We start from the raw sequence: 26373 nt of genomic DNA, 5'->3' as shown, positions 1-26373 counted from the left end.
ATCACCAGATTTCTTAAAAAGCGGAATCGTTATGACTATGCTAATTTTAGCGATTTGTGTGATAATGTGTCAAATTAATATCTACTGGGGACTAGAGAATAAAGTTCTTACATGCACATAAATCAACCTCTGGCTACTTCTTCCCAATGCCTAGTCTTAATAGCTGCATAAATATAGATAATGATCCAGGTTGCTCAACTTTATGTAATAGACGGAAGAAACTTGGGAATGGTTTTGTGTGGAAGTTAGACTAGATAAGAAAAGTGTAATTTCCAGTTATTACAATTTTTGATAGAAGAATAGGCATAAAACCATAGCTCAACTTGTGCCAGCAGACAAAGGGTAATTATTATGACAAATTTGGGAAAAAAAGCATTGATAAAAAGGCAGTCCTCAAAGCGCGTTGCTTGGTTTGGTGCGTTGGCGTTCGCGCAGCGTCTCGTAGAGAAGCCCGCCCTCGGCATCGCTGCTAGTTTGATTATGTTGCCAGGAATTTTCGGAAGTACTCCTGTCATGGCACAAAAAGCAGAAACCACCTCGCTAAATTATGGTGACTTGATCAAGAAAGTGAAGGCGGGAGAAGTCGAGAAAGTAGAGCTTGACGAAACCGAACAGCTAGCAAAGGTTTATCTCAAGGGGCAAAAGGAGAATACACAACCGCAACAGGTGAGACTTTTGGCGCAAAACACAGAGTTAATCAACATTCTCAAAGAGAAGAGTGTTGATTTTGGCGAAGTTTCCTCTGCGAACAGCCGAGCTGCTGTTGGACTGTTGATAAACTTGATGTGGATTTTGCCATTGGGGGCTTTAATGCTATTGTTCCTCCGGCGCTCTACGAATGCTTCTAGCCAAGCGATGAATTTCGGCAAATCCAAAGCTCGCTTCCAAATGGAGGCAAAAACCGGAGTGAAATTTGAAGATGTCGCCGGGGTTGAAGAAGCTAAAGAAGAACTCGAAGAAGTTGTGACTTTCCTGAAACAGCCTGAAAGATTTACTGCTGTAGGCGCACGTATTCCCAAAGGAGTGCTGTTAATTGGCCCCCCTGGTACTGGTAAAACTTTACTAGCAAAAGCGATCGCAGGTGAAGCCGGTGTCCCATTCTTCAGTATTTCCGGTTCAGAGTTTGTAGAAATGTTCGTTGGTGTGGGTGCATCTCGCGTGCGCGACCTCTTCAAGAAAGCCAAAGATAATGCCCCATGCCTAATATTTATCGATGAAATTGACGCAGTAGGTAGACAAAGGGGTGCTGGTATCGGTGGCGGTAACGATGAGCGCGAACAAACCCTCAACCAACTGCTCACCGAAATGGATGGTTTTGAAGGTAATACAGGCATCATTATTATTGCTGCCACTAACCGCCCAGATGTTTTAGATACAGCGTTACTCAGACCGGGACGCTTTGACAGACAAGTGATGGTCGATCCACCCGATCTCAAAGGACGACTAGAAATTTTGAAAGTCCACGCCCGGAATAAGAAAATTGATCCTAGCGTATCATTAGAAGCGATCGCTCGCCGCACTCCTGGTTTTACTGGCGCAGATTTAGCCAACTTACTCAACGAAGCCGCCATTCTCACCGCCAGAAGACGCAAAGAAGCTGTCACTCTTTTAGAAATTGATGCTGCTGTAGACCGAGTTGTTGCAGGTATGGAAGGTACCGCTTTAGTAGACAGCAAGAGCAAGCGTTTGATTGCCTATCATGAAGTTGGACACGCTTTAGTGGGTACATTGCTCAAAGACCATGACCCTGTGCAGAAAGTTACATTAATTCCACGGGGACAAGCGCTAGGATTAACTTGGTTTACTCCCAACGAAGAACAGGGGTTAATTTCCCGTTCCCAACTCAAAGCCAGGATTACTGCTACTTTGGGTGGTCGCGCCGCCGAAGAAATCGTTTTTGGGAAGCCAGAAGTTACCACAGGTGCAAGTAATGACTTACAACATGTGACAGGAATGGCGCGGCAGATGGTGACACGCTTTGGGATGTCAGAATTAGGCCCATTGTCACTGGAAAATCAGAGTGCAGAGGTATTTTTAGGACGTGACTGGATGAATAAATCAGACTATTCTGAGGAAATTGCCGCCAAAATTGATTCGCAAGTGCGCGAAATTGTTAACAATTCCTACATCAAGGCTAAAGAACTGTTGGAAGAAAACCGCGTAGTTTTGGAGCGTTTAGTAGATTTGCTAGCAGAACAGGAAACAATTGAAGGTGATTTATTCCGCAAAATTGTTGCTGATAATGCTCAGGTAGCCGATGAACAATTGGCTGTACCTCATTAGGGCACTCAGCACTAAGCAAGGTAAAAGTCAATAGTCTATCAACTTTAGACTAATCAAAATCTAAAGGCTCAAATTCCTGACTTCTTAAAAAAGTCGGGAATTTTGTTGGAAAAAAAGTCAGAAGACTACTTCAGTCTTCCCACAAAGTAGCACAGATAAAGTCTTGTCACTGTAAAGCTTAGGCTATTGTATTATATATGCCCAAGCAATGTACTACAAGTGGACATAAACATCATGAAACATAGATTTTGGGCAAGCTATCTGCTTGCTGCTTTAGCATTTCTGCCCTTCGAGCCTGTAAGCACTACTCAGGTTTTGGCAACAGAGTCAGTTTATCAACTGGCACAAGCAAAATCTGCTTACACCCAATATATGCAGCTTGGTTATAATGAAACCAAACGAAGAAACTATAGAAAAGCTTTATTGAATTTTCAGCAAGCAGAGCGGCTACGTCCTGGAGATAGGTATGCTACTGCTGCAATTAGAAATGTTACAAGTTACATTCAACGCGGTAGAAATCGTATCGCCTTTGTCCCTGGTAAACCTGGTAGGGTAAGGTCAGCAGGAACACGGGGAAGTTGCTTTCAAGCTGGACAATATCTTATTCCCCTGACACCAACAGATAAGGAAGCTCAACGAACCACAGCAGAACGTCCCACATTCTTTTTCTACGTTCCTCAAACCTCTGCAACAGTGCAAGCACTAGAATTTGTTTTGCGGGATGGTGATAGCATCGACCCACTATATAAGGGAACTTTCAAACCTGTTGGGCAGAATGGTATTGTTAGTGTAAATGTACCTGCTAATCAGCCATCTCTACAAATCGGTAAAGAGTATAATTGGACTTTTTCGATGATTTGTGATCCGAGTAACCGCGATAAAGACTCGTATGTAGAAGGTACAATTGTGCGATCGCAAGATGAAAACCTTTCTCTTCAGCTAAACCAACCAAACACAGACTTGGATCGTGCCGTTTTATTTGCCACAGCCGGATTTTGGGAAGATGCTCTGAGAACTTTAGCTAATTTACGCCGCCAGCGTCCGAACGATCCCGAAGTTCAGAAATATTGGGAAGATTTGTTAAATTCAGTAGACATTAAAGAAGTTGTAAATAAGCCTTTATTGCCCTGTTGTACTGTCCAGAAATAAATTAACAATTACTTAAAAACCCCGTTTTGATAGAGAAGCCGGGTTTTTTACCCTTCAATTTAAAAGTAATAAAAGCACTAGATGATACATATATACTAAAATTTACTATGGAATTGTTTGTTGTTACAAAGTATTCAACATAGAGCATCGAGAATGCAGTTGCTATGATCAAACGCCTGCTTGTGGTAGAATCTCCCGGAAAAGTCAAAAAACTCAGTCAAATTCTGGGTGCAGATTGGAAAGTTCTCGCCAGTTGTGGCCACATCCGAGAACTCAGCAATGAAGGGGATGATTCCTTGGGCTTCGTCATGGACGGCAATAATGTCCGCTGCAATTACGTCCCGCGTGACCAACGAGCGAAAGAAACAATTCAGAAGCTCAAGTCTGCGGTTAGGCAGGTTGATGAAGTTGTCTTAGCAACTGACCCAGACCGGGAAGGCGAAACGATCGCTTGGCACCTCAAAGAAACGCTGGGTCTAAGGGAACCGAAACGAGTAATTTATACTGAGATTACAGCATCGGCGGTGCAGAGTGCGATCGCAAATCCTAGAAAACTAGACCAAAATTTAATCGGTGCTGGACTGTGCCGAGATTGCCTAGATAAGTTGGTGGGTTACAAAGGTAGCCCTTTAGTTTGGGCATTGAATAACGGCGCTAAGAGCGTTGGGAGAGTCCAAAGCGCCACGTTGCACCTGATTTGTCAGCGAGAAAACGAAATTCTGGCTTTTGTCCCCCAAGATTACTGGAGTGTCTGGGTAGATTATGCTGAAGGATTCCGAGCTTTTTACAAAGGGACGGTCGATTCTGCGAAAGATGCAGCAGAGCAAGAAACTGAAACTAACGATGATGCAAAGGTGGGTAACAGCGCAGAAACACCAGAGTCTAAGCGCGTTCTTTCGGAAGCAGAGGCTACACGTTTAGTTGAAGAAGCACAGCGACATCCTCATCAGGTGATTCATTTTGAAGGAAAAATCGTTAACCGCCAGCCACCGCCACCATTTACAACTTCCAGCCTTCAGCAAGCAGCCGGTTCAAAGCTGAGGTTTGCTCCTGACAAAACCATGCTTGTGGCCCAAAAGCTTTATGAGGCAGGGCTGATTACATATATGCGAACAGACTCAGTGATGTTGAGTCCAGAATTTTGTGCCAGCGCCCGTAAATGGTTGGAGCAAAATGATCCGCAGAATGTACCGCAGCAAGTTGCCAAGCATCGTAGTAGCAAATCCGCTCAAGAAGCACATGAGGCGATTCGTCCAACGGATGTATTTCGTCCCTCAGTTCAATTGCGTTCTGAACTTCCTGATGATCAGTTTAATCTTTATGTGATGATTTGGAAACGGTCAATTGCTTCTCAATGTTGTGCTGCCCAATTGCGTAAAACTTTAGTGATTACTCAGTCTGCTTCCATACTGTGGTCAGCTAGAGGGCAAGTGATTGAATTTTACGGTTATGCTCGGTACTGGAACAATCTCAGCAAGGATAGTATTTTACCTTCATTACAACAGGGACAAGCGCTGAAACTAGAGAATGCTGGACATGAGCAGAAGCAGACGCAGCCACCACCCCGTTATAGTGAACCAAAATTGGTGCAACTGATGGAACGTAAAGGAATTGGTCGCCCAAGTACTTATGCTCCTACTGTTGCTACTTTAAAAAAACGCAATTATGTGGAGTTGAAAAAAGACCATCTGCAACCAACAGCGTTAGGGTTAGAAGTTGATGCATTTTTGCTCAAAGCATTACCGGATTTATTAGAGGCAGAATTCACAGCGAAAATGGAGGATGCTCTTGATGCAATTTCTGAAGGAAAAAACTCTTGGCAGCATTATTTAACTAGTTGGAATCAGAATTACTTTTTACCAGCGCTCTCCAAAGCTAAAACTGTAGTTGCGAGTTCTTCACTAGGTAAAGCTAATGTGATAAATGAGCGGAAATATGAAACTTCCAAGACTCGATGCCCTGAATGTAAAAACTTTCTCGCCAAAATTCCGAGTAGTAAGGTTAAAAAGAAATATTTCCTCAAATGCACAAAAGGCTGTGAAAATGTCGTGTTATTTTGGAGCGACTTTAACAAAACTTGGCAGCCACCACAAACTAAAGCAGTCCAAGCTGAGAATCAACAAAAACCTCCTGTCAAGGTTACGGCATATCCCTGTCCGGTATGTAAGAAACCTCTAGAGGAGTACAGTTATATAAAAGATGGGCAGAGTAAGACAATGTTGCGATGTTCTGACCCGCGATCGCGTCAGGATACTAAACATAAAGATGTGGCTTATTTCAGTACGCAAAAAGGCTGGTGGAGTCCTAAGTTTGGGGAGTTAGGAGTTAAGAATTAGGAGTTAGGAGTTCTATTAATATTCTCGTTTCCAGCCAGAGGCTGGAAATGCTGCTCATTGCGGCTCTGCCGCGAGTACGGGAGGCGGAGCCTCACATACGCATTCCCAGTCAGAGACTGGGAACGAGACAATCTCTAAGTTTGTAGACTGGCTTTCACGTTAAGTTGACACCGATGCTCCAGAGCAAACGCATCTACGCATCTAAATTTTGACCGAAGTGCGATTACAAATTTTTGTAGACTTCACCATCATTTCGCTTACCAATGCGAAAAACATCAATCAATTTGCTTTCTTCATCAATCGTGTAGAGAATTCTATATTCACCTTGAGAAACACGATAACCACCCTCATAGCCTTTCAAGGCTTTGCAATCTTGAGGTTGAGAATTGCCTTGAAGCGAAAGGATTTTAGATACAACCTGCTTATAAAATTTCGCTTGCAAATCCAGCAAATCTTTTTCAGCAGTCTTAGCAATTCTCAAACTGTAGCGTTCACTCATTTCCACGCTTGGTACTAATTGCGTCTAAGTTAGTAAACCCATCATTTTCCTCAATTGCACGACGAAGTGTTTCAGAATCAATGGCATCTTCAACAGCTTCAAGCAATTTCAAATCATCAAGACCGATAATTGCTACGGCAGCTTTACCATGACGCTGAATTACAATACGCTCACCCTTATACTCAGCACGATTAATCAGCTCTTGGAAGTTTGCACGAGCTTCTGTTGCACTTATTGCAGTCATAGAACTTCACAAAATTAAATAATTGATGCTAATCAAAATGTAAGTTTTGTACAAATTGCTAAAAATATACAAAATTTACCTTCTGTACTAATCTTACACAATGGACAGAACAATTTCCAGAGTAAAAACTAAAATAGGATTTACGCAAAACTACACGCGGTAGGTTCATGGGCGTTATTTTCCTTTTAGTGTGTGTGATGCACCGGGGTTTGACCTGCATACCTCATTGAAAATAGATCATAGTATTTAAGTCAACACACTTGACTAACTTTAGCCGCAAGTTCAGCGAGGTTCATCTGCTCGTAGTGTTCAAAGGGTTGGTGAATCCAGGGGTTATCAGCCAAATAATCAACATAATAATCGGGTGCGATAACTGAACAGGCTTTATACCAAAGAACGGCGGTGCGAATTTCTTCAATTGGGGAATCAGTATTTTGCTTGAGCCAAGGTATAGTCTGTTGCAGTGTTACCCCAGAGTCTACTAAGTCATCCACTAGGAGAATGCGCGAACCTAGCTTTTCGGCGGTCATTGTCAAGTGGCGGGAGAAAATTAAATTACTTCTTTCTTGTTTACCAGCGCCACTGTAAGATGAGGTTGCTAAAATTGCCAGTGGTTGCTCGTATATACGGGAGAGAATATCTCCAACTCGTAGTCCTCCTCTAGCAAGACAGATAATCTGGTTGAATTCCCAACCGGATTGATAAATCTGAATAGCCAGTTGTTCAATTTTTTGGTGATAATCTGACCAAGAAACATAAAGGTCTGGCATAAGTCTAACGGGAGTGGGAGATAGCTAGTATTGAAGGCGATGTCTACGACGGGCTATGCCTACGCAAACTTTATATTTTAGTATGAGCGCAAGTTATTATGAACGATTCTGCTACTGATGGCGATGCTCAACGAGATCCTCTCAGTGAAAAACTCGACTTTAAAACAAAACTGGCTTACGGTGCAGGGGATTTAGGCCCAGCAATTACTGCAAATATCTCCGTCTTTTATCTGCTGTTTTTCTTTACCAATGTCGCTGGTATCCCTGCGGGTTTAGCTGGCAGTATTTTGATGATTAGCAAAATCTGGGATGGGATAAATGATCCGGTTATCGGGTTTCTGAGCGATAAAACGAAATCTCGTCGTTGGGGTCGTCGTCTTCCTTGGATGTTTTATGGAGCAATCCCCTTTGGGATTTTCTTCTTCTTGCAGTGGATTGTACCGCAATTTAGGACAAATCAGAGTGATAATATTTGGCCGCTGTTCTGGTATTACGTAGCGATTGGGGTGCTATCTCAGTCCTTTTACACGGTTGTGAATTTGCCTTATACGGCGATGACTCCAGAACTAACTCAAGATTACGACGAACGCACCGGACTTAACAGCTTTCGATTTACATTTTCTATTGGTGGTAGCATTCTGTCGCTGATTTTAGCGCAAATTGTTTTTTCCCAAATTGCCGATCGCCAACAACGATATCTCGTTTTAGCAGCAATTTGTACGGTAATTTCGATTTTAGGATTATATTGGTGCGTTTTTGGAGTCCGCGATCGCATCCTGGCTTTTGAGGCCAAACGCATCCAGTCCCAAGAACCTGCATCTCTCCCCTTCTTGGAACAGCTAAAAATTGTCTTTAGCAACCGACCTTTTCTATTTGTTATTGGTATATATCTTTTTTCTTGGCTAGGTGTGCAGATTACAGCCAGCATCATTCCCTATTTTGTAGTCTATTGTATGGGTCTTAAAGAATCAGATGTGCCCACACTGCTGATTGCAGTCCAAGGAACCGCCCTACTGATGCTATTTGTCTGGGGGGCGCTGAGTAAAAAAGTTGGGAAAAAAGTTGTTTATTTTCTGGGAATGAGTTTGTGGATTATAGCAGCTGCCGGACTATTTTTCTTACAGCCCGGTCAAATAGTTTTGATGTATGTGATGGCTGTTATGGCGGGTGTTGGTGTATCCACAGCTTATCTAATTCCCTGGTCGATGATTCCAGATGTGATTGAATTAGATGAACTCCAAACCGGACAACGCAGAGAAGGCATTTTTTATGGCTTCATGGTTTTGCTACAAAAATTTGGTTTAGCTTTCGGGCTGTTTTTGGTAGGAAATGCTTTACAAGTATCGGGTTTCAAAGCATCTGTAGCCGGAAGTCCACTACCTATCCAACCGGAATCGGCACTGTTTGCTATTCGCGTAGCCGTTGGGCCCATACCTACAGTTTGTTTGATTCTGGGCTTAATCTTAACGTATTTTTACCCAATTACCCGCGAGATGCACGCAGAAATCATGCTGAAACTCAAAGAACGGCAAGAAAAGAAGGGAAGTTAACTAATTCGTAATTCGTAATTGAATTCTTAACTACGAATTACGAATTATTTTAAATAGTTTCTGTAAACATACCGGTTCGGGCAAACTCTTCTTCTTCAGGGGTGAAGAGTGGAGCTTTATCCACTAGGCTAGGCTCAAAGTAGTATGTCTCTTGCAGAAACTGTCCACTAATGGCAGCCTCTTCTAAATCCTTGATGTGGTTCTGTGCAACTATACATGCTTCCTTGAGGTTATTCTCATCGCCCTTCTCTAGCAGCTTTGGCAATTCTGTTTTTACCCCTGTCAGCCGTGCCAATGGCTTCAGAATTCCATAGATGTTGTAGATGCGAGCAGTTTCTATACTGGTGTATTTGAGTGCATTGGCTCTTGCTAACTCCGAGTCAAGGCTGGGCCAAAAACGAGTGGTGTAGAACGCTTTCTCATCCTTATGATACCACTCCTCCGATCGCGCAATGGAGGAGGAAACGGTGTTATGCAGTTTCCAGAAGAATAAGCGCAGGGAGGAACCATCGACGACGGTGGATAATTTTGCCTCCAGTGATACCTCAAAGTCAGTCAGGTTGGGATCGCGCCCAAGCACCAGGTACTCCACAGGATACATATCCACTTCCTTATTTTGCACAACGTACATATTCAGATGGTGGCGGCAGTAGGGACAGGGGTACATTGTGGCAAACAATTGGAAGAAATCTTTGAAGATTGCTACTGCGGCTTTTTGCTGTACGTCGGTTTTGGTACACACGATCTCAGCTGTGGTGTGGAAGAAGCGCCACACTGCTGGGCCAATGTAGTATGGGAAGCTGACTCGCATCTGGGAATCCTTCACCTCAGTCCGATCTAGATAGACATCAATGAATGCTACATACTGCGACAGCGCCCCTGATTCTCGCCCAAATTCTAGGCGTTCGCGCCGTTTTTGCACTCCATTCAGGTAGTGATGCGTTAGCCGCCATGCTTGTTTGAGTATCAGTTTCTCTTTGGGAGTGCAATCGGGAAAATTTTCTGCAACATCTGCCCCGTAGCGGTTAAATTCTCCTGAGTTTTTTGTACACTGATACCATTCATCCAAAGCCGCCTCGTTGGGTACGGTGTTGCTTTGGATATCTGCTGTGCTAGAAACACTAAAGGCCGCCAACAACTTTGGCATAAAGTCTTCATACCAATATGCTACTGGGATGATTGCACCATCTATTTCCTCCGTTGCCTGGGAGAGGATGACGCGGTTCCACTTGTTCAAATAGTCTTTGGGATTTCCCGCAGATTTAGTTGGTGGTGGAGCCATTTCTTCATTCAGTTCTATTCCCCTCAGACGATTGAGTTCGTTAATGGCTAGCACACCTTCTACGATGTCACCCAAGCTGAGACTTTTCTTTTTGATCGTAATTGCAAACTCGACTCCAGCAGCAAACTTTTCTTTGACATTGGCAAATTTACTCCGCGCCTCTAAAATCGCTTGCTGTTCTGCCAACATTTCTGGTGTCTTTGCCACTGTTTTCCAGTTTTTGATCCGCTCTTGCAATCGGGCATATTCATCAGCAACCGATTCAACCACTGCATCCACGACAGGGTAGCAATCCTCGGAAATTATACCTAATCCTTTGTAGAGTGCGATCGCCTGTTTGACAAACTCCACAAAATCAGTAATTCTGTATGGCAAGTTTTTTACCCGCAAGTGAGTTTCGTGGTTGGCGGAGAAACTCTCACGGAAACTGCGGTAGGCTGCTCCTTGAATCAAACGAAATAGACCAATCTGCATTTGCAAAGGGGACGTACCGCTTTTTTTCTGATTCGGTGAGTTTGGGTGTTGCGCTAACTGTTCTCTTAGCTGTGCCAACTCAGGAGTTGTGTTGCTGCTTGCTTCTTGTCGTGTCGGCTGGGTGGCTGCTGCTGTCTGATTGGAAGTAGCAACTGTTTTGAGCGAACTGTTAAGGGAAATCGGTGAGTCTTGATAACCAGTTTTGCTCTCTGACTCTTCCGGTACTAGCTGACAGAATTCATCAAATTCAATTGAGCCATCGCCATCATGATCTACTTCCTGTAACATCTCATTCAACTCAGCGTCTGTCAGCCCAAACTGACTCATAACTGTCCGCAACTCGACGGCAGTAATGTGACCGCTACCGTCCTCATCAAAGGCGCTGAAGGCTAACTTCAGGCGGCTTTGGCGATCGCCTACCTTAGCGATCATCAGCGTTTTAAATTCTTCAAAGTCGATAGTGCCTGACAAGTCAACATCAATCTCTTTGATTAAGTCACGCAGCCCGGTTTCCGTAGGATTTTGTCCTAGCGATCGCATTACCTCCCCCAATTCCTGAGTTGAGATCGATCCGTTCCCGTCTACGTCTAATACCTTGAAGGCTTGCCACAATTTTTCTATTTCTTGCTCATCAATCACGGTTTTGTTCCAATTCTATATATATCACTAATAAATTTATTACCATGTTTTATGAGTGCTACTTCAATGCTGTCTAGTTATGTTAAGTAAATAGCAAGTATCAGAAACAACTGAACTTAGTCTCAACGATACTTGCAGTCGCCTTTTAAATTGGTTAGTGGCTGATTACAGGCAAGTGTGAGTACTGCACTCGTATATTGACTTGTGCTTCATCTTTGTGTTGCTAGCGATCGCTTTTAGATAAAAGCTTTAATATAGCAATCAATTCAATTAGTTAAAAATACTGAGGTTAATTAAGTAACAAATTTGATTCAATTAATCAAACAAACGGTTTTGTCATTGTTCCCGTTTGCTTATTAAGCAATGCTACTTACAGACTGGAACCAGATTTTAGACAACATTTTGCCTGATGAGAGTAGTGAGACGCTGATCAGTGAGATATTTGTAAGACCTCTAATAAACGCACTTGGATTTAATGATAAAGAACGTTTTCCACAGTTTCCCACAGGACATGGGACAGTAGATTTTGCTGTTCGCAAAAATACTGATGGTGATATTTTTTTATTCTCTAAGACCAATCCCTATTTACTTGTTGAAATCAAAGCACGAGCAACAGGAACAGGAGCTAAATTTAATTTATCAGAAGGCACTCCTCAATACATAAACACTAGAGAGCAAATAAAAAAATATCTACTTGATTCTAAGTGCAACACATCTCAATGGGGACTTATTACTGATTCAGTTTATATCCAGCTATTCCGGCGACATGGAAAAGTTATATTTCCTGCAACTCCAAATAGTTTAATTAAAAAAGAGAATATTAATACTATTGTTTCCGATGTCAAGCATTTAATTGACAATCCGCCCAAAGCCTTAACTGTTTGTGTTTACAATAACAAAGGGGGTGTGGGCAAAACTACAACAACTGCTAATTTAGCAGCCACTCTTGCACAACAAGGTAAGCAAGTTTTAGTAATTGACTTTGATCCACAGCAAGGAGATTTAACTAAATCTCTTGGTCTAGAAGTAAGAAAAATTAGTTTGTATGATTGTCTATCCGATAGAAATTTAAACGTTCACGATGCAGTTCAAGCATTTAAAGTCAAATTTAAATCTGGTAAATTATTCCAATTTGATGTCATTTCCGCAGATCCCAAACTGGTAGATTTTACAGAGCAAGACTTAGCAACAAGAATTGAAAAGGGGGCTGCTAGGTTAAAAGATACTCTAAAACCTTTGGTGTATAAATATGATTATATATTCATAGACTGTCCGACAAACTGGATGTTTTTTAGTCAAAGTAGCCTCTTCGCTTGTGATGTCATTTTGATACCTACCAAGCACAATAATTTAGCATCCCTAAATAATGCAGCTAAAGTAATTAAAGAGTTAGTACCAAAAGTTAAGGCAGCTAGACAAGATGGTGGCCCAATTGCATTACCTATATTTTTTAATGGTGAAAATATCACTCCTCCTCAGCTTAGAATAGCAAATCAGGAAATTGAAGCTATTATTACCAGAGAAAGTGAAGCATCTAATTTCAATTTACGTCCTTATTTTTATCCTAATAACCATACAAAAATATTCAGTCTGCCAAGTTATGCAATTATAGCAAGTGGAGCCTTTGCTCGAATTCCAGCAGCTTTTACGCATTGTATTGCTACAAATTATTATCTTGATCTAGCTAAGGAGTATTTTATTGCATGAGTGATTTTGATAATATTGGCAAACTAATGCATCTGAAGTTAACTGATATTGAAGCTGGAGAGAAGTTTTCCGAATCTGAATTTATCATCAAAGCAGCAGCAGAGTCTATCTTAAAAGCTGATGGACGGAATTGGATTCCTGTTATTGTTAAAGAAATTGGTGATTATAAATATCAAGTTGTTAGTAATCATTTTGTATATGCAGTTGCTCAACAAGCTAAGTTAGAGCGAATCTGGTGTATAGTCATCTCACCAGAATTTCAAAGTATTGAGCAGGCAAAAATTTTAGCTAGAGAAGTTTCACCTAAAGTAAATTTGAATACAGCATCACGAGATACTATTCTAGCTGCACTTAAATACTTAATATCAGAACCAAATAGTGCATTAAAGGGTGTAGATCCTATTGTTGCCACAAATCGAATTGCAGAGTCTAATCGCGAAACCTGGCCTAATTTTAACCCAATTCTTACCTTGAAATGTGGAATTACTAGAGGCAAAAAATTGGAAGCTCTTGCAAAAGTATTCTTTCTCTCATCATTACCGCCATTACCACCACCAGAAATTGTGAGTATTAAATCTGCATCAAGAGATGAAGTTTTTACTCGTTTGAGTTATTTATCAAAATCCAAAATAGATGGCTTTGAAGCTATTGATATAGAAAAATCATCTGATATTATATTCAGTGCAAGTAAAGGCAAGTGGAAAACCTTAAATCCTATCTCTAAACTTGAATGTGGCATTAATACTACAAAAATCAAGGCTCTTAAGAAAGTGTTTAGTCTTTAATCTTATCCATCAATTACAGGAATTATCGACACGATTTTCTCAGCTTCATCTACCGTGATTTGCGCCAACCCAAACTGTTCAATTACTGCTGCATTCGTCGTCAAATGTCTACTCACTTCAGCCACCCGATACTGACTTCTCTGTGAAGCTAAAGCTGCCGGCAATAATAACTGATCTGCTAGATGTTCATCCACTGGTGCGCCGGTGTGATGAAACTCTAGCAGTTGCTGACAAGCAATCTCTGCAACTGTTTCCGCTGACAACCGCAAACGCCCAAATCCACCAAAGCCAGTTAAGCTATTCTGATACTCAGCAGTTAGGAAAATACCCGCCCCAGGTGCCACACCTCTTTCTCGTAAGGTCTGTACAGTAACCTTTAAATGGGCTGACCGTAACAAATTCTCCGCCCGATTCGCCATCCGTTGGGGAATATGAGAAGGCAATTCCGTCACCACTGCTAGTCCCCGCACCTGTTGTAAATCTCCCCGTTCCAACAAGTTGATCCCGCCGAGTTTACCACCACCATCTACCTGTAACTCTACCTCTCCGCCACCTTGGGGATACCACCCCCAAGCGCCTAACTTGACTTGGGCTTCAACACCCATACGTTGCAGTATCGGCAAATAAACTTGCTCAATATACGTCGCTGTCGGGCTAAAGTTCACATGAGTTCCACCCTTTAGTGTTACCTGTGAATTGCCGGATGCTAGTGCTAAAGGTAAGAGAATTGTCTGTAAAACTAGAGCGATCGCACCTGCAGAACCACCTTGTTGTGCTTTACTAACATCAAAGGTATAAATTCCAGCTTGCACAGCACTACCTGGGATGAATTCCAGCAACATTGAACCCAAAGCATCACCCCGTAGTTGGGCATTACAAATTCTCGCCGCCGCCCGAACTGCTGTTAAATGTTGTGCTGCTAATCCTGGCTTTTTGCGTCCAGCGCGAATGCCTGTAATTCGTATGGGTTCGCCGGTGATGGCGGCTAGACTTAAGGAAGTGCGAAGAACCTGTCCGCCTCCCTCTCCGTAGGAACCGTCAATTTCAATCATGGGCGATTTTGGGATGTTGGATTTTGGGTTATCCGAAAAGAATAAAGGCGTCAGTCGTCAGAATTCAGAATTGAAGAGGAATGAATAAATGGTAAACATCACAAACTGATCTTTCCTGCGTCAGCCGCTGTTCCGACTTTCCGCGCTTATCCCCCACTTTCTTATTCTGATTCCTAAAGTCTTCTGACTTCTGAATTCTTCTTCAACCCCACGGCTTGTAGAAATCAAACCACAAATTATAAACGCCCAGCAACTAGCTTTTTGGAAGGAGGTTACACAAATATACAGAGAAAGCTCTGATATAGCGGATTTCAAGTTGATCAAGTACACAAGCTAAGTCTCAAAGTCAGGTACAAAGCCTGTTTTACTTTTAAATTCTGAATTCTGCTGTATTTGTTTCTCTAGTTTGCTAATTTGGAATTTGGAATTGAATAACCTTGCTTTTACCGGGGTTCATCAACCCATAAGGATCAACTATTTCTTTAAATTTTAACTGTTCAGGATCAATAACTTTTCTGCCGCCGTCTTCAATAATATACGTATGAGGATTGGCAATACTCACACCCTGTTCTTCGTGATAGCGGATAATTTCGTTGAGGCGTTCTTCTGTGGTGTAACGCACAAGTTGCAAAGCACCAGGAACGACGACACCATTCACTCGAAAAAATTCTAAATGCATCATTACCTCATCGCCGAAGTAATGATACATCTGCTCTACTAGTTGTAAACCGCTATCGCTAGGAAACAGACTTTGTAAGTATGTAATACCAGTATCTACACTCCGGGCAAGTAAGGTGGTATGGTTCCAGCTAAATTCTCCTAAATGTGTACCTTTGGCTGCTTCCTCGGCTGGTTTTTTATATGTAATCTGGCCACCGTATTGCTGCACCAAAGCCGGTAAGAATTCCAAACTCGGTTCAGAAATTATCAAAAATACTGAGTGAGTCTCTTCAGGAATATACTGTTGTAGGGCGTGAAAGTATTGGTGAATCTGGGATGCAAAAACAGAAATCAACTTCTTAATCATCCCATCAGCATTGCCAAGAGCCTGACCAAACTTTGCTGCTGTCATAAAGTCATCAAAGGTGACAATGACTTCTGCCCAAGGATAAGCTGGCCCTAAAGGAATTTCTACTTCAGTGATGATGCCGTTAATTCCCCAAGCATGATTCACCTTTTGTACATCGTCGCCGCGTAATTCGATCGCACGGGGTTCATCTTCTACAGTTATCACTCGCAGTGCTAAGATATTACCGCGATCGGCTAGTAACCCATATTGGATTGAGCCAATGCCGCCACTTCCCCCAGCAATAAATCCGCCAATTGTGGCTGTGCGGTACGTGGAGGGTGCCATACGGATTTCCCAACCGATTTCTCGTGTTTTTTTATCCAACGCCGCCAACTTCACCCCAGCTTCTACCCGCGCCACCCCCGGTTTTACCCAAAGAATCTCTTGCATTCGCGTCATATCTAAAATTACACCACCATGCAAAGGTACGCATTGCCCATAATTCCCGGTGCCAGCACCCCGCATAGTTACAGGTACACGGTGTTTCGCACAGGCAGCTGCAACTTTTAAAACCTCTGCTTCATTGGCGGGACGCACTACGATATCTCCAACTTTTCCCTCTAGTTTCGACACTAGCACCGGGCTAAAAGTATGATAATCCTGAGATAATTTTGCGACTTGCGTGGAGTCGGTGATGGTTTCTATGCCTTCTAGAGAATTAATCAGGGCATCTAATTTTGTCGTCATAATATCCTTTTTTTAACCCAGAGGAACGCAAAGGTTTACGCAGAGGAACCCAGAGGAGTTAATTCTCTGCGAACCTTTGCGCTTCCCTCTGCGCCCCTCTGCGTTTTAAAATCTTAATTCTCATCTTTCACAGTACTTTCATGCCACTTACTTAACATAAAGTCAGATAAGGCACTCAAGCTGACAAAAATCAATACTTGGTTTCCTGTGTCTGTGCGTCGATGATTACACTCCAGTCATCGTTTTTCACAGCAGCTTCAAGTTGACGCTGACGTTCGGCTGCACTCGCATCTATTGTTTCTGACTCTTTAGAAAGGGTTGTGTCAGCCATTGCTTTCCGCAGTTTTAGCTTTTTCTCCTCATAGGCTTGACGTTGAGCTTCTGACATTACCGCCTTAGTAGCTTCGCCTACCGTGCTAGCCCACATTCCGCAATCAGTTGCATTACCAGGTGGCGTACTTTCGAGTTCTGCTATCCATACATCTCGCAAATCTTCCATTTCCTGACGCTTGGGAAACTTGAATGCTTCCACACGTACAAAAGCACACTTTTGCTCACCGTTTTGGCGAAGATGACCGTTTAGGGAAAGTAACACATTGCGAGAATAGCCAATGTACTGTGTGCAGCGTCCTGCATCTAACACTGCATAAACTCCTGCAATTTTAGCGTTCTGAGCAGCCACACTCCAAGCCTCAAGGTCAATGATTTCAGTACCATTGTTTGCCAGTTCAGGAGTTATACTCACCTCAATGGCGGCGTGTTCATCATCGGAACTATACAAAAATTCATGCAGTCCACGGTGGTTTATGGGGACATTTTGATGTTCAATTGGCGGATTGTGCTGAGTTTCCATTGCAGTTTATCTCCGAGTTATTAATTAGCGATGTCTAAGACGAGGCTTCTCTACGAGAGGCTACACCTAGCTTGCTTCCTCGTAGGGGTACGCTTAGGCAAGCAAATATATGCCCTTAAAATATTGAAGCTTACATCTACTCACATCTCCAAATCCTTGTTCTGACAAAGCAAAAATAACTATTAAACTTCCTATGAATCAATTGACACCTAAAAATTGGATGTTCATCAAACAGCGGCTGACTCCTTATTTATTTTTACTACCCGCCTTAGTTCTTTTAGGATTAACTGTCTTTTGGCCTGCACTCCAAGCGTTTTATCTCAGCTTTACCAGCTATGAAGATATTGCCCAGCCCCCACAATGGATAGGTTTCGCTAATTTCCTCAAGCTTTGGAAGGATGCAGTTTTTTGGAAAACCTTGGAAAACACTTTTTTATATCTTGTGGGTGTAGTACCAATTTTAGTAATTGCTCCCTTAGTACTGGCAATTTTGGTAAATCAGAAGCTGCGGGGGATGAATTGGTTTAGAGCAGCGTACTACACTCCAGTGGTAATTTCAATGGTGGTTGCGGGAATAGCTTGGAAATGGCTGTATGCAGAAAACGGATTACTGAATCAGTTATTTAAAGCTTTAGGTCTTTTTCCAGAAGGTATCCCTTGGCTAACTAGCCCAGCAAAAATTTTTGGCATTGTACCAATTTCTCTTGCCAGCGTCATGGCTGTCACCGTGTGGAAGGGATTAGGCTATTACATGGTGATTTATTTAGCAGGGTTGCAATCAATTCCCGCTGATGTGTACGAAGCCGCAGCCATTGATGGCTCTGATGGGATCAGCAAACATTGGGATATTACCATACCTTTGATGAAGCCATATCTAGCACTAGTGGCGGTGATTTCGGCTATTTCTGCGACCAAAGTCTTTGAAGAGGTCTACATTATGACTCAAGGAGGGCCACTCAATAGCTCTAAAACAATTGTTTATTATTTATATGAGCAAGCCTTCAGCAACTTGGAAATTAGCTATGCTTGCACGATTGGGCTAGTGCTATTTTTGATAATTTTAGGTTTGTCAATTTTGCGATTAGCTATTAATCAGCAAGGGGACGATAATATCACAATTTAATATTTATTGAATTTAAATATATTAAATTTATAAAAATCATCCTCTATCAGCCACAATAGTCTGAAAATATTCAAATATCCAGAGTGCAAGCGATGCCTGGGACGGGCTACACCTACGCTCAAGTTTTTTACCCTTATCTTACTTTTAGGGAAAATAATTGATGCCCAAAGTAATAGCTTCTTGTTAGTTAGCATCATAAATCAGGGGTTTGCAGTTCATTGCTGGACAAGCTCACCAGTTTTTCAGTTAATCTGAATGATTGAATTTTAGCTATAAGTTCCTGCTCTTTTACTTGTAACCTTTACAGACTCTAACTCGATATCATCTCTTTTATTAAACTCTCCAGCCCGCCAGCTATCTGTTATATCCTTGATAAAACTGGCAATAGGGATCGCAATTAACAAACCCAGTACTCCTCCTAACTTTGCCCCCAACAGTAAAGAAATTACTACCCACACGGGATTTAGTCCAGTCAGATTACCAAGAATTCGAGGTGCAACAAAATTAGAATTAACTTGGTCGATGGCAACAGCGACACCTAAGACTTCCACTCCTAACCAAAAATTTTGCAGTGCTACCAACAAACTTACTATGGCGATACCTACCCCCGTACCAAAGGGGAAGAGTGAAAACAAGCCAATACCAATGCCAAAAAGTAAAGCCAAGGGAACTTGCAGCGCTAAAAATGCCAGTGTAATTGTCACCCCTAACACAGCTCCCAATGTTGCTTGACCGATGAAGTAATTGTGGAAATCCTCTCGGAGTAATTCCCGGACTTTTGGGCCAATTTTCGAGGGAAACCACTGAAAAATTCCGTCCCAAAGACGTTCACCGTTCAATATTAGGTAGATGGTCAGCACTACCGCCAGCAGCACATTCAGGACAATACCAATGGTATCGACGGCAAAACCAAGAATTCTCCCAGTGAAGGATTGAAGTTGGTTAGATAATCGTTCCAGAACTTGGGTAAATAAACCACTTAAATTAATCGGAAGTTGCTGTTGACTTAATGCCCAATCCTGAAAAGCTTGCAGCTGCACAGTACCAGAATCAATCCAACTGGGCAAAATATTAGCTAGCTCAACGAGCTGTTGAATAATCAGGGGAACCAAGGTGATGCCTAAAGCGACTAAAATCACCACAGTAAAAAGTAACACTCCCCCGATCGCTAAGTTGGGTTTCACCCCTTGTTCCTGAAGAAACTGGATTGGATAGTTCAAGACAAAAGCGAGTAGGATGGCGGCGGCAATAATGCTAACTAAGGGTTGAAAATATTGTACAACCTGGAGCAATAGCCAGCCGTTGAGAATGGCAATCGGAAATGCCAATCCTATAGTTAACCATCTCGGCAGTTTGTTTGCTGATTGCATTAGTGATGACCCCATAAGAGTTCTAACTTTATTTTGGCTTCTAGTGAGTGGGGAGCAGGGGAAGAAGAATTAATAAAATAATAACTAATGCCCAATACTTCTCTTCTTAGTCCGCGCCAACGGCAAAGCTCAGTACAAGTGCCCCTGCCCAATCCCCAAATTATGTTGAATTTTTCTGAATAAAATCCAACATAATTTTCTGATGCATTGCCCCTAAAGGTCGTACTTCGCCAGCATTTTGTGAATAACAGTTACCTTGGCGAATATCTTCTGGTGTAAATAACGCCATATCCCAACCCTCATTCAGAACCAGTTGATTTAATTCCACCAAGAGTGGTGCATGAAAGACATGACGAACAACTCTTTCGTTGGGATAACAGCCAAATTCAACAAAGGGTGGTAGATTATAGCCGATTTCTTCTAAAATTTCTCGCTTTACCGCTACATCCGGCGTTTCACCAGGTTCGATGTGACCGCCAAACAGCGCCCAGTAACCAGGGTAGAGAATACCGGGGATGTTATCGCGCAGTTGCATGAGAAACTTGTTTTCGTGATAGAGAATTGCGATCGCTACATGCACCTGTTGATTGTTCATATCTTCATTTTTAATTGCTGATTACTCTTCTTCTAAATAAACTTCCCCCAATTCTTTGCCAGCTAAGGGAATACTTCGGTAGCGAACTTTACCCTTAATCACCACTTGTGCGCCCTGACCGAGATTCTTTTGATTGGTGACAACCCAAATTTTGCCAGTTGAGTCATTAATTTCATAAGCCCACTGTTTCATCAACGGAGCTTGCTTTTCTACCTGACCTTGGATGTAAACTATAGCCTGATTGTCTTGTTTTGGTTTAATTTCTCCAATTGGAGTGACATTTGTCCCAATTTTTAAGCCAGTCTTACTCAAGTCAGGCGATGTCAAGTTACCACAACTACAAAGTCCTACTATCAGGAAAAAAGTCAACCCCAAGCGGTAAGGAACAATAATGTGCCTGTACAAGAATGAAAGGGATAAATTTCTCGTTTGTTGCATAAAAGCCACCGATTTATTTATTTTGGGCATGGGGCACAAGAGGCAGAGGTGCCAAGGGGAAAGACTTACTGCAACTTCTCTCTGCTCCCCACTCCCCACTCCCCCAATTCTTTATTCTTCAGATGATGCCGTTGATCTGAGAAAATAAACATTATGGATTTACTGTAAGAGAAACGCTACGACATCAAACAGCAACACAATAATAGTCGAAAGTCAAGATTCAAGAATCAATATTTTTATTTTGGACTTTGGACAACAAGCTAACATAGCTGGGAATTTTCATGGAAACAAAAACGGCCAAACTCCTTGATGGGAAAGCAATAGCAGCAAAAATTCAGCAAGAACTTTCTGTTGCCATTACACAATTAAAACCAAAAATTGGACGATCCCCTGGTTTAGCAGTGTTGATGGTTGGTGATAACCCAGCGTCAGCCGCTTATGTACGCAATAAAGAAAAAGCCTGCGCTCAAGTTGGGATCGCTTCTTTTGGTAAGCATTTTCCTGCCCAAACTACCCTGAGGGAGTTAGAAGAGGTAATTGCTGCACTCAACCAGGATGAAAAGGTGGATGGCATTCTTGTGCAGTTGCCCTTACCTAACCACCTGGATGCTGTAACTCTGCTACATCAAATTGATCCCGATAAAGATGCTGATGGACTGCACCCAGTTAACTTGGGGCGACTAGTACGGGGAGAAAGCGGTTTACGTAGCTGTACCCCGGCTGGTGTGATGCGGCTTTTAGAAGAATATGAGATTCCTTTGCAGGGAAAACAGGCAGTAGTAGTGGGGCGCAGTATTTTGGTGGGTAAACCTATGGCGCTGATGCTATTAGAAGCTGATGCTACAGTTACGATCGCTCACTCGCGATCGCATGATCTCAAAACCATTACCCAAAATGCTGATATTCTAATTGCAGCAGTAGGTCGTCCCGGACTGATTACTGCTGATATGGTGAAACCGGGCGCTGTTGTGGTAGATGTAGGAATGAATCGCGTCACCGATGCTAGTGGCAAAAGTCGCCTCATTGGTGATGTCCACTTTGAATCAACTGCTGATGTAGCAGAATTTATCACCCCAGTTCCTGGTGGTGTTGGCCCTATGACTGTCGCCATATTGTTGCAAAATACATTTGCCAGCTATTCCAGGGCGGTAAGAGATTGAGGAGCGATCAGTTAAAAGTTAAGAATTATTATTGCTAACTCCTAACTCTTCATTTTTTTCAGATCCACAGCACCTTAAAATTGTGACGTATAAGACAAAAATCCCAAAATGTCAGGAATTAAAGAATGGTAGCAACTGATAAACTTCAAAAGACACCACCAGAGGAAGCCACATTTAACTTAGCAGCCTATCTAAAAGAGCGACAAAAGCTTTGTGATAATGCTTTGGATCAGGCTATCCCAATCATTTATCCAGAAAAGATTTATGAGTCAATGCGCTACTCGTTATTAGCTGGAGGCAAGCGTGTACGTCCCATTCTTTGCCTTGCTACCTGTGAAATGATGGGTGGAACCATCGAGATGGCCATGCCAACGGCTTGTGCTGTAGAGATGATCCACACAATGTCGCTGATTCATGACGACCTCCCAGCGATGGATAATGACGATTACCGTCGTGGAAAGCTGACGAATCATAAAGTCTATGGCGAAGATGTGGCGATTTTGGCTGGGGATGGCTTGTTGGCTCTCGCTTTTGAGTTTGTTGCCATTCAAACCCCCCAAAGCGTTAAGAGAGAGGTAGTCTTGCAGGTCATTGCCCGTCTTGGTCGGGCGTTGGGGGCAGGTGGTTTGGTCGGCGGTCAAGTTGTCGATTTAGAGTCGGAAGGTAAATCTGACATTTCCCTAGAAACCCTAAATTTCATTCATAAACACAAAACAGCCGCCCTTTTGGAAGCTTGCGTCGTTTGTGGTGGGCTTATAACTAATGCATCACCTGAAGATGTGCAGCGACTGACTCGTTATGCTCAAAATATTGGGCTAGCATTCCAAATCATCGATGATATTCTGGATATCACTTCTACTCAAGAGCAATTAGGTAAAACAGCTGGTAAAGACCAAAAAGCTAAGAAAGTGACCTATCCCAGCCTTTGGGGACTTGAGGAATCACGCTCAAAAGCCCAAGAGCTAGTTCAAGCAGCTTGTGTGGAATTAGAACCATTTGGAGACAGAGCCAAACCACTCCAAGCGATCGCTCATTTTATTACTAGTCGCAACAACTAGTAACGCTTTGGGTAATTCGTAATTCCTATACTGCAAGCGTTTTATTAATTGGGAATAGGTGTTTGATTGACGCTATGCTCTACTACACCGCCCAACGGAATGACAAAATTCACTCATTCAAAATTAAAAAAGCTTATCAATTAAGTTTTTAGGTGATTTTGAATAGTTGGTCTGTTTCCACCGTGATGTACTAGGTTAATTTGGAATTTTGGGTTGAATCTAAATGTTTCCTCAACCAACAACTGCTGCTAATATTTACTAACCTAACCAAAATACCATGCAGGACATAGGCAACATTTTAGACAACCGGGTGCTGCTGGTTGCTCTGGTAGCTTGTTTAATTGCTCAAGCATTAAAGCTCGTAGTCGAGATCATCAAAAATCGCAAACTGAATGTACGTGTTTTGGTGACAACCGGAGGTATGCCCAGTGCCCATTCAGCTCTGGTTACGGCTCTAGCTGCTGGTGTAGGGCAAACACTGGGTTGGGCATCTCCTGATTTTGCCGTTGCAATGATTTTTGCCATCATCGTCATGTATGATGCAGCCGGAGTTCGCCAAGCAGCTGGTAAGCAAGCTCGTATTCTCAATCAAATGATTGATGAATTATTTCATGAAAAACCAGACTTTAGCCAAGACCGTCTGAAAGAATTACTCGGACATACACCAGTTCAGGTAATCGCTGGATCGGCTTTGGGTATAACCATTTATTGGTTAGCTAGGTATGCTTATTAAACTAGAGCAATAAATCTTTGTTTGAGCGGCTATTAATAATTAATAACTGGTAATTTGTCAAACTTTTTGGATTTAACCCAGGAAGTAATACACTTGCTCGGAGAATCAAAGGATTTTTTCTATGTAGCTTGCTTCTCGCGGAGCTATTAGAAATGCCTTCCCTGAAAACCTTTTTAAATTTTAAATTTTGAATTTAAAATCCAAAATTTAAAATCTAAAATTGGTCGGCAAATTACTACTCTGGTAATTCGTATTTAGGATGCCAGTAAACTTAATCTCACTACAACCGCACAGTTGAGCGCAGCAGAATCACCTTACGACTATCTACTATGCTGGCAACGAAACCGCCATTGTTCAGCTTCTGCAATGTGTTGTACGCTTCACTTTGGTTAGTGGTATAAACTGCCAGCAAGTAAGGGCGTTGTCCATAAGAAACAAAACCGACATTACCTCCCACTAGTTGCTGCACACTATTTACTAGTTCTGGACGGTTGTAATAATCTACCAGCACTGCATAACCCTCTCCTAAAGCTTGAGGATTATAGCTGACTGTCTGCTGAGGTGATTGTGGCTGTGGCTGTGGCTGTGACTGTGGCTGCACAGCTGCTGTTGTTGGTCGAGTGGTAATTATCGCAGACAAGCCAACAATATTGCTGACATATCTCGCCCAACGATTGGCATCGTCAATTTTGTTAAAGCCCCCGACTCGCGTCACGGTTTCATTGAGATATTTGCAGGTAATGGTCTTAAGCTCAGGTGGTAAGGCACTACGCAACTGCTTTTGATTATTTGCTGTGGGACTGACTACTAATAAAAGATACTCACCCGCATTTGGTGGTTTACAAAGGGGAATGGTTTGTTGGGCAAAGACAGAACTCATGCCACCAATCAACCCTGCGTAAGCGAAGCTCATCGTAGACATCGCTAATCCTAAAACACTTGGTAAAATCTGAAATCTATGCACAAAAGTTAGATTATGTAAATTAAGGTGTCTTAAAAGATTTTATAAAAAAATATTTTGTTCCCCCAAAATAATATAGCACTTGTCTCTACGTAGTGATTGATTGACAATCGCCCTTTAGGTAAACTTTTGCGACTGGGGAATTGGTGCGGCTATTAGTATTTTTGATAGAGTTACCGTAGTTTATTTCGCTACCATAGCCAAAAAAGTTTTTATAGCATTGATCAATGACTCGGCCAACCGAATGGGGAATGGGGAAGAAATAACAAATGCCCCATGACCCATACCCAGATTAGGAAACAGTCGCAAGCGATGCCAATGCATCAGGTATTGCCTCAGAAGGAGCCTGGAATTCTCCAGTGATGACGTACTCTAAACGCAGTTTTAACCAAGTAATAAATTGGGGATTAGTAGAAATAATTGCCACAGATGGTTGAGGACACTTCGCCTTTATCTCTTTAAACTGCGGTGTTTCCAAGAAAGCTGGTTGCTCAACCAACCAAAAATCTATTTGTTTTTCTTGTTCGTGGTAGTGACGGGTACGTTCTTTGATAACTTCGTGTATCGGTTCTTCTTGCAGAAGAAAACGTTGACTAGCCAAAACGTAATAGTATGGTTGCATTTTCATCCTTTGGTTGCTATGTGAATAATTTCAGGGTACAGTGCTGCACTCTGTACCCTTACAAACTAACTTTTGTGGGATTTCTTGAACCAAGAACTGAACGGACAAGCACTTTTCTGGTTTTCAGATTTTGTCTGTTTGCCACCAGATGTTAGCTTTTCCAAGAACAGACTATTGTCAAAGTAGTGTTCTAAGGAAATAACCTTCAAGTCGTCGGTAACTTTTGCAATGCTCATACCGATAATTTCTACTGTCTCTCCAGTCGGTGCATGGTCTTTATATTCTCCGTTAAAATGTCCCCAATGCCGCCACTTGAATGTGACATTTGGTGGCCCTGAGAAAACTTCCACTACTTCCCAAGGAAATCCTTGGGGAAATGTTGTGTGGAAGACTTTTGCGGATGATTCAAAGCTTTCTTCTGAAGCCTTGTAGTGTTCTGAATCAGCCATAAATAGATTGTAAGTACCTTGGGCTGATAAATCTGCTGCGGTGTACTCTACTCCGCCATTGGTACTCACGCGAAACTTGTCATTCACAATAGACAACCACTCTTGCGGGTTAGCTTTGAAGGATACCTCCATCTCTAAGGTTCGTACCAAGTTTTGCACGATCGCTTCTAATGTACCTTCAAGGTGATTGTAGATACTTTCTTTAGCGAGATTCTCGTTAGAACGGGAATAATCAGGCGGTGTCTGATAGCGCCACTCGACATCAGTGCTTTCTGCTATCACCTGATCCCGATCCTGTACCCAAAGCGGCAGGTCGTTCGATTGTGTTGCGCTCATAGAAGTTTTTGCTGAAGATTTGATCCCAATTTCTAGATTTCGCAGTGACAACCCCTCTAAAGTTTAAGGGAGTGGGGGAGATGAGGAAGCAGGGGAGATGAGGAAGCAGGGGAAGCAGGGGAAGCAGGGGAAGCAGGGGAAGCAGGGGA

The 26373-nt window shown here is 42.4% G+C and carries 23 protein-coding genes; 10 read left to right on the top strand and 13 right to left on the bottom strand.

Going from position 1 to position 26373, the window contains the following annotated elements:
* The first annotated feature begins 351 nt into the window (after nt 1-351).
* From ftsH to topA, 3 genes are all read left to right on the top strand, one after another.
* Nucleotides 352-2283, top strand: a complete 1932-nt coding sequence (gene ftsH, locus V7K62_RS01425; protein WP_334860952.1) for an ATP-dependent zinc metalloprotease FtsH — start codon at nt 352-354, stop codon at nt 2281-2283.
* 234 nt (nt 2284-2517) lie between these two features.
* Nucleotides 2518-3432: a DUF928 domain-containing protein gene (locus V7K62_RS01420; protein ID WP_334860950.1), complete on the top strand. Its 915-nt coding sequence runs from the start codon at nt 2518-2520 to the stop codon at nt 3430-3432.
* 164 nt (nt 3433-3596) lie between these two features.
* The gene (gene topA, locus V7K62_RS01415) at nt 3597-5768 is read left to right on the top strand and encodes a type I DNA topoisomerase (RefSeq protein WP_334860948.1); all 2172 of its coding nucleotides are present in this window, start codon (nt 3597-3599) and stop codon (nt 5766-5768) included.
* A gap of 223 nt (nt 5769-5991) precedes the next feature.
* On the opposite strand, the gene V7K62_RS01410 is transcribed toward topA, so the two are convergent.
* The 3 genes from V7K62_RS01410 to V7K62_RS01400 all read right to left on the bottom strand — a co-directional run bounded on the left by V7K62_RS01410 (nt 5992) and on the right by V7K62_RS01400 (nt 7281).
* Nucleotides 5992-6267, bottom strand: coding sequence for a type II toxin-antitoxin system RelE family toxin (locus V7K62_RS01410; RefSeq protein WP_334860946.1), 276 nt, complete (start codon nt 6265-6267; stop codon nt 5992-5994).
* Entirely contained in the window at nt 6260-6511 is a 252-nt protein-coding gene (locus tag V7K62_RS01405; RefSeq protein ID WP_334860944.1) for a type II toxin-antitoxin system Phd/YefM family antitoxin, read from the bottom strand. The genes V7K62_RS01410 and V7K62_RS01405 overlap by 8 nt, the downstream gene beginning before the upstream one ends.
* A gap of 251 nt (nt 6512-6762) precedes the next feature.
* Complete coding sequence (locus V7K62_RS01400) at nt 6763-7281, bottom strand: phosphoribosyltransferase (RefSeq protein WP_334860942.1); 519 nt, start codon at nt 7279-7281, stop codon at nt 6763-6765.
* Between the two features lie 98 nt (nt 7282-7379).
* Between V7K62_RS01400 and V7K62_RS01395 the strand changes: the two genes are divergently transcribed.
* Nucleotides 7380-8831, top strand: coding sequence for an MFS transporter (locus V7K62_RS01395; protein WP_334860940.1), 1452 nt, complete (start codon nt 7380-7382; stop codon nt 8829-8831).
* Between the two features lie 49 nt (nt 8832-8880).
* Here the strand turns inward: V7K62_RS01395 and V7K62_RS01390 are convergent, their stop codons facing one another.
* On the bottom strand, nt 8881-11226 hold the full coding sequence (locus tag V7K62_RS01390) for an EF-hand domain-containing protein (RefSeq protein ID WP_334860938.1): 2346 nt from the start codon (nt 11224-11226) through the stop codon (nt 8881-8883).
* 363 nt (nt 11227-11589) lie between these two features.
* Between V7K62_RS01390 and V7K62_RS01385 the strand changes: the two genes are divergently transcribed.
* Together V7K62_RS01385 and V7K62_RS01380 are read left to right on the top strand one after the other, a co-directional pair.
* Nucleotides 11590-12933: an AAA family ATPase gene (locus V7K62_RS01385; RefSeq protein ID WP_334860936.1), complete on the top strand. Its 1344-nt coding sequence runs from the start codon at nt 11590-11592 to the stop codon at nt 12931-12933.
* The gene (locus V7K62_RS01380) at nt 12930-13718 is read left to right on the top strand and encodes a Rho termination factor (RefSeq protein ID WP_334860934.1); all 789 of its coding nucleotides are present in this window, start codon (nt 12930-12932) and stop codon (nt 13716-13718) included. The genes V7K62_RS01385 and V7K62_RS01380 overlap by 4 nt, the downstream gene beginning before the upstream one ends.
* Nucleotides 13719-13720: 2 nt before the next feature.
* Here V7K62_RS01380 and rtcA read toward each other — a convergent pair whose 3' ends face one another.
* The 3 genes from rtcA to V7K62_RS01365 form a co-directional block, all read right to left on the bottom strand.
* The gene (gene rtcA / locus V7K62_RS01375) at nt 13721-14770 is read right to left on the bottom strand and encodes an RNA 3'-terminal phosphate cyclase (protein WP_334860932.1); all 1050 of its coding nucleotides are present in this window, start codon (nt 14768-14770) and stop codon (nt 13721-13723) included.
* A 409-nt stretch (nt 14771-15179) separates the two neighbouring features.
* Entirely contained in the window at nt 15180-16526 is a 1347-nt protein-coding gene (locus tag V7K62_RS01370) for an FAD-binding oxidoreductase (protein ID WP_334860930.1), read from the bottom strand.
* 190 nt (nt 16527-16716) lie between these two features.
* Nucleotides 16717-17379: a GIY-YIG nuclease family protein gene (locus tag V7K62_RS01365; RefSeq protein WP_334860928.1), complete on the bottom strand. Its 663-nt coding sequence runs from the start codon at nt 17377-17379 to the stop codon at nt 16717-16719.
* Nucleotides 17380-17572: 193 nt separating this feature from the next.
* On the opposite strand from V7K62_RS01365, the gene V7K62_RS01360 reads away from it, so the two are divergent.
* Entirely contained in the window at nt 17573-18502 is a 930-nt protein-coding gene (locus V7K62_RS01360; RefSeq protein WP_334860926.1) for a carbohydrate ABC transporter permease, read from the top strand.
* Nucleotides 18503-18768: 266 nt separating this feature from the next.
* Here V7K62_RS01360 and V7K62_RS01355 read toward each other — a convergent pair whose 3' ends face one another.
* The 3 genes from V7K62_RS01355 to V7K62_RS01345 all read right to left on the bottom strand — a co-directional run bounded on the left by V7K62_RS01355 (nt 18769) and on the right by V7K62_RS01345 (nt 20905).
* A complete protein-coding gene (locus V7K62_RS01355) occupies nt 18769-19872 on the bottom strand; it encodes an AI-2E family transporter (protein WP_334860924.1) in 1104 nt (367 codons plus the stop codon).
* Between the two features lie 160 nt (nt 19873-20032).
* A complete protein-coding gene (locus V7K62_RS01350; protein WP_334860923.1) occupies nt 20033-20467 on the bottom strand; it encodes an NUDIX hydrolase in 435 nt (144 codons plus the stop codon).
* Nucleotides 20468-20488: 21 nt separating this feature from the next.
* On the bottom strand, nt 20489-20905 hold the full coding sequence (locus V7K62_RS01345; RefSeq protein WP_334860921.1) for a hypothetical protein: 417 nt from the start codon (nt 20903-20905) through the stop codon (nt 20489-20491).
* A 281-nt stretch (nt 20906-21186) separates the two neighbouring features.
* On the opposite strand from V7K62_RS01345, the gene folD reads away from it, so the two are divergent.
* The 3 genes from folD (at nt 21187) to V7K62_RS01330 (ending at nt 23856) form a co-directional block, all read left to right on the top strand.
* Entirely contained in the window at nt 21187-22065 is an 879-nt protein-coding gene (folD, locus tag V7K62_RS01340; RefSeq protein WP_334860919.1) for a bifunctional methylenetetrahydrofolate dehydrogenase/methenyltetrahydrofolate cyclohydrolase FolD, read from the top strand.
* Between the two features lie 125 nt (nt 22066-22190).
* Nucleotides 22191-23123, top strand: coding sequence for a geranylgeranyl diphosphate synthase CrtE (gene crtE / locus V7K62_RS01335; protein ID WP_334860917.1), 933 nt, complete (start codon nt 22191-22193; stop codon nt 23121-23123).
* A 277-nt stretch (nt 23124-23400) separates the two neighbouring features.
* The gene (locus V7K62_RS01330) at nt 23401-23856 is read left to right on the top strand and encodes a divergent PAP2 family protein (protein ID WP_334860915.1); all 456 of its coding nucleotides are present in this window, start codon (nt 23401-23403) and stop codon (nt 23854-23856) included.
* Nucleotides 23857-24136: 280 nt separating this feature from the next.
* Here V7K62_RS01330 and V7K62_RS01325 read toward each other — a convergent pair whose 3' ends face one another.
* From V7K62_RS01325 to V7K62_RS01315, 3 genes are all read right to left on the bottom strand, one after another.
* Nucleotides 24137-24778 carry a hypothetical protein gene (locus tag V7K62_RS01325; protein WP_334861466.1) on the bottom strand — a complete coding sequence of 214 codons (642 nt, stop codon included), beginning with the start codon at nt 24776-24778 and terminating at the stop codon, nt 24137-24139.
* A gap of 331 nt (nt 24779-25109) precedes the next feature.
* A complete protein-coding gene (locus tag V7K62_RS01320) occupies nt 25110-25439 on the bottom strand; it encodes an MgPME-cyclase complex family protein (RefSeq protein WP_334860913.1) in 330 nt (109 codons plus the stop codon).
* A 65-nt stretch (nt 25440-25504) separates the two neighbouring features.
* Entirely contained in the window at nt 25505-26224 is a 720-nt protein-coding gene (locus V7K62_RS01315) for a SnoaL-like polyketide cyclase (RefSeq protein ID WP_334860911.1), read from the bottom strand.
* Between the last annotated feature and the right edge of the window lie 149 nt (nt 26225-26373).

Source organism: Nostoc sp., assembly GCF_036917935.1.
GTDB lineage: Bacteria > Cyanobacteriota > Cyanobacteriia > Cyanobacteriales > Nostocaceae > Nostoc.
Note: the sequence above shows the minus strand (reverse complement) of the source record. Positions and strands in the feature narration are given on the sequence as shown.

What these genes read in the sequence shown, in the direction of transcription:
- V7K62_RS01410 (WP_334860946.1), bottom strand. Translation starts at nt 6,267, where the DNA reads ATGAGTGAACGCTACAGTTTGAGAATTGCTAAGACTGCTGAAAAAGAT.
- V7K62_RS01345 (WP_334860921.1), bottom strand. Translation starts at nt 20,905, where the DNA reads ATGCAACAAACGAGAAATTTATCCCTTTCATTCTTGTACAGGCACATT.
- V7K62_RS01350 (WP_334860923.1), bottom strand. Translation starts at nt 20,467, where the DNA reads ATGAACAATCAACAGGTGCATGTAGCGATCGCAATTCTCTATCACGAA.
- V7K62_RS01405 (WP_334860944.1), bottom strand. Translation starts at nt 6,511, where the DNA reads ATGACTGCAATAAGTGCAACAGAAGCTCGTGCAAACTTCCAAGAGCTG.
- folD (WP_334860919.1), top strand. Translation starts at nt 21,187, where the DNA reads ATGGAAACAAAAACGGCCAAACTCCTTGATGGGAAAGCAATAGCAGCA.
- ftsH (WP_334860952.1), top strand. Translation starts at nt 352, where the DNA reads ATGACAAATTTGGGAAAAAAAGCATTGATAAAAAGGCAGTCCTCAAAG.
- V7K62_RS01360 (WP_334860926.1), top strand. Translation starts at nt 17,573, where the DNA reads ATGAATCAATTGACACCTAAAAATTGGATGTTCATCAAACAGCGGCTG.
- V7K62_RS01330 (WP_334860915.1), top strand. Translation starts at nt 23,401, where the DNA reads ATGCAGGACATAGGCAACATTTTAGACAACCGGGTGCTGCTGGTTGCT.
- topA (WP_334860948.1), top strand. Translation starts at nt 3,597, where the DNA reads ATGATCAAACGCCTGCTTGTGGTAGAATCTCCCGGAAAAGTCAAAAAA.
- V7K62_RS01355 (WP_334860924.1), bottom strand. Translation starts at nt 19,872, where the DNA reads ATGCAATCAGCAAACAAACTGCCGAGATGGTTAACTATAGGATTGGCA.
- V7K62_RS01365 (WP_334860928.1), bottom strand. Translation starts at nt 17,379, where the DNA reads ATGGAAACTCAGCACAATCCGCCAATTGAACATCAAAATGTCCCCATA.
- V7K62_RS01385 (WP_334860936.1), top strand. Translation starts at nt 11,590, where the DNA reads ATGCTACTTACAGACTGGAACCAGATTTTAGACAACATTTTGCCTGAT.
- V7K62_RS01395 (WP_334860940.1), top strand. Translation starts at nt 7,380, where the DNA reads ATGAACGATTCTGCTACTGATGGCGATGCTCAACGAGATCCTCTCAGT.
- rtcA (WP_334860932.1), bottom strand. Translation starts at nt 14,770, where the DNA reads ATGATTGAAATTGACGGTTCCTACGGAGAGGGAGGCGGACAGGTTCTT.
- V7K62_RS01320 (WP_334860913.1), bottom strand. Translation starts at nt 25,439, where the DNA reads ATGCAACCATACTATTACGTTTTGGCTAGTCAACGTTTTCTTCTGCAA.
- V7K62_RS01325 (WP_334861466.1), bottom strand. Translation starts at nt 24,778, where the DNA reads ATGTCTACGATGAGCTTCGCTTACGCAGGGTTGATTGGTGGCATGAGT.
- V7K62_RS01315 (WP_334860911.1), bottom strand. Translation starts at nt 26,224, where the DNA reads ATGAGCGCAACACAATCGAACGACCTGCCGCTTTGGGTACAGGATCGG.
- crtE (WP_334860917.1), top strand. Translation starts at nt 22,191, where the DNA reads ATGGTAGCAACTGATAAACTTCAAAAGACACCACCAGAGGAAGCCACA.
- V7K62_RS01400 (WP_334860942.1), bottom strand. Translation starts at nt 7,281, where the DNA reads ATGCCAGACCTTTATGTTTCTTGGTCAGATTATCACCAAAAAATTGAA.
- V7K62_RS01380 (WP_334860934.1), top strand. Translation starts at nt 12,930, where the DNA reads ATGAGTGATTTTGATAATATTGGCAAACTAATGCATCTGAAGTTAACT.
- V7K62_RS01420 (WP_334860950.1), top strand. Translation starts at nt 2,518, where the DNA reads ATGAAACATAGATTTTGGGCAAGCTATCTGCTTGCTGCTTTAGCATTT.
- V7K62_RS01370 (WP_334860930.1), bottom strand. Translation starts at nt 16,526, where the DNA reads ATGACGACAAAATTAGATGCCCTGATTAATTCTCTAGAAGGCATAGAA.